Consider the following 2,976-nt stretch of genomic DNA (forward strand, 5'->3'; position numbering starts at 1 on the left):
ATGGTATCCTTATCTGAATACATAGGGTAAGGAAGACAGACCCAGGGAACTGAAACATCTAAGTACCTGGAGGAAGAGAAAGCAAATGCGATTTCCTGAGTAGCGGCGAGCGAAACGGAACATAGCCCAAACCAAGAGGCTTGCCTCTTGGGGTTGTAGGACATTCTATACGGAGTTACAAAGGAACGAGGTAGACGAAGCGACCTGGAAAGGTCCGTCGTAGAGGGTAACAACCCCGTAGTCGAAACTTCGTTCTCTCTTGAATGTATCCTGAGTACGGCGGAACACGTGAAATTCCGTCGGAATCTGGGAGGACCATCTCCCAAGGCTAAATACTCCCTAGTGATCGATAGTGAACCAGTACCGTGAGGGAAAGGTGAAAAGCACCCCGGAAGGGGAGTGAAAGAGATCCTGAAACCGTGTGCCTACAAATAGTCAGAGCCCGTTAACGGGTGATGGCGTGCCTTTTGTAGAATGAACCGGCGAGTTACGATCCCGTGCGAGGTTAAGCTGAAGAGGCGGAGCCGCAGCGAAAGCGAGTCTGAATAGGGCGTTTAGTACGTGGTCGTAGACCCGAAACCAGGTGATCTACCCATGTCCAGGGTGAAGTTCAGGTAACACTGAATGGAGGCCCGAACCCACGCACGTTGAAAAGTGCGGGGATGAGGTGTGGGTAGCGGAGAAATTCCAATCGAACCTGGAGATAGCTGGTTCTCCCCGAAATAGCTTTAGGGCTAGCCTTAAGTGTAAGAGTCTTGGAGGTAGAGCACTGATTGGACTAGGGGTCCTCATCGGATTACCGAATTCAGTCAAACTCCGAATGCCAATGACTTATCCTTAGGAGTCAGACTGCGAGTGATAAGATCCGTAGTCAAAAGGGAAACAGCCCAGACCGCCAGCTAAGGTCCCAAAGTGTGTATTAAGTGGAAAAGGATGTGGAGTTGCTTAGACAACTAGGATGTTGGCTTAGAAGCAGCCACCATTTAAAGAGTGCGTAATAGCTCACTAGTCGAGTGACTCTGCGCCGAAAATGTACCGGGGCTAAATACACCACCGAAGCTGCGGATTGATACCGAATGGTATCAGTGGTAGGGGAGCGTTCTAAGGACAGTGAAGTCAGACCGTAAGGACTGGTGGAGTGCTTAGAAGTGAGAATGCCGGTATGAGTAGCGAAAGACGGGTGAGAATCCCGTCCACCGAATGCCTAAGGTTTCCTGAGGAAGGCTCGTCCGCTCAGGGTTAGTCAGGACCTAAGCCGAGGCCGACAGGCGTAGGCGATGGACAACAGGTTGATATTCCTGTACCACCTCTTTATCGTTTGAGCAATGGAGGGACGCAGAAGGATAGAAGAAGCGTGCGATTGGTTGTGCACGTCCAAGCAGTTAGGCTGATAAGTAGGCAAATCCGCTTATCGTGAAGGCTGAGCTGTGATGGGGAAGCTCCTTATGGAGCGAAGTCTTTGATTCCCCGCTGCCAAGAAAAGCTTCTAGCGAGATAAAAGGTGCCTGTACCGCAAACCGACACAGGTAGGCGAGGAGAGAATCCTAAGGTGTGCGAGAGAACTCTGGTTAAGGAACTCGGCAAAATGACCCCGTAACTTCGGGAGAAGGGGTGCTTTCTTAACGGAAAGCCGCAGTGAATAGGCCCAAGCGACTGTTTAGCAAAAACACAGCTCTCTGCGAAGCCGTAAGGCGAAGTATAGGGGGTGACACCTGCCCGGTGCTGGAAGGTTAAGGAGAGGGGTTAGCGTAAGCGAAGCTCTGAACTGAAGCCCCAGTAAACGGCGGCCGTAACTATAACGGTCCTAAGGTAGCGAAATTCCTTGTCGGGTAAGTTCCGACCCGCACGAAAGGTGTAACGATTTGGGCACTGTCTCAACCAGAGACTCGGTGAAATTATAGTACCTGTGAAGATGCAGGTTACCCGCGACAGGACGGAAAGACCCCGTGGAGCTTTACTGTAGCCTGATATTGAATTTTGGTACAGTTTGTACAGGATAGGCGGGAGCCATTGAAACCGGAGCGCTAGCTTCGGTGGAGGCGCTGGTGGGATACCGCCCTGACTGTATTGAAATTCTAACCTACGGGTCTTATCGACCCGGGAGACAGTGTCAGGTGGGCAGTTTGACTGGGGCGGTCGCCTCCTAAAGTGTAACGGAGGCGCCCAAAGGTTCCCTCAGAATGGTTGGAAATCATTCGTAGAGTGCAAAGGCATAAGGGAGCTTGACTGCGAGACCTACAAGTCGAGCAGGGACGAAAGTCGGGCTTAGTGATCCGGTGGTTCCGCATGGAAGGGCCATCGCTCAACGGATAAAAGCTACCCCGGGGATAACAGGCTTATCTCCCCCAAGAGTCCACATCGACGGGGAGGTTTGGCACCTCGATGTCGGCTCATCGCATCCTGGGGCTGTAGTCGGTCCCAAGGGTTGGGCTGTTCGCCCATTAAAGCGGTACGCGAGCTGGGTTCAGAACGTCGTGAGACAGTTCGGTCCCTATCCGTCGTGGGCGTAGGAAATTTGAGAGGAGCTGTCCTTAGTACGAGAGGACCGGGATGGACGCACCGCTGGTGTACCAGTTGTTCTGCCAAGGGCATAGCTGGGTAGCTATGTGCGGAAGGGATAAGTGCTGAAAGCATCTAAGCATGAAGCCCCCCTCAAGATGAGATTTCCCATAGCGTAAGCTAGTAAGATCCCTGAAAGATGATCAGGTTGATAGGTTCGAGGTGGAAGCATGGTGACATGTGGAGCTGACGAATACTAATAGATCGAGGACTTAACCATATAATATGTAGCAATGTTATCTAGTTTTGAAGGAATATGCCTTCATAGTTTGGTGATGATGGCAGAGAGGTCACACCCGTTCCCATACCGAACACGGAAGTTAAGCTCTCTAGCGCCGATGGTAGTTGGGACCTTGTCCCTGTGAGAGTAGGACGTCGCCAAGCAACTAAAAACACAAGTCATTTGACTTGTGTTTT

At 51.4% G+C, this 2,976-nt stretch carries 2 rRNA genes (1 of these 2 only partly in view); both read left to right on the forward strand.

Annotation, left to right across the window (positions count from 1 at the left end):
• Positions 1-2,779, forward strand: a 23S ribosomal RNA gene (locus tag HMPREF1014_RS31005); it begins 749 nt to the left of the window's first position.
• Positions 2,780-2,827: 48 nt separating this feature from the next.
• Positions 2,828-2,943, forward strand: a 5S ribosomal RNA gene (gene rrf, locus HMPREF1014_RS28930).
• The last annotated feature ends 33 nt before the right edge of the window (positions 2,944-2,976 follow it).

Origin of the sequence: Bacillus sp. 7_6_55CFAA_CT2 (assembly GCF_000238655.1) — a bacterium.
Lineage (GTDB): Bacteria > Bacillota > Bacilli > Bacillales > Bacillaceae_G > Bacillus_A > Bacillus_A cereus.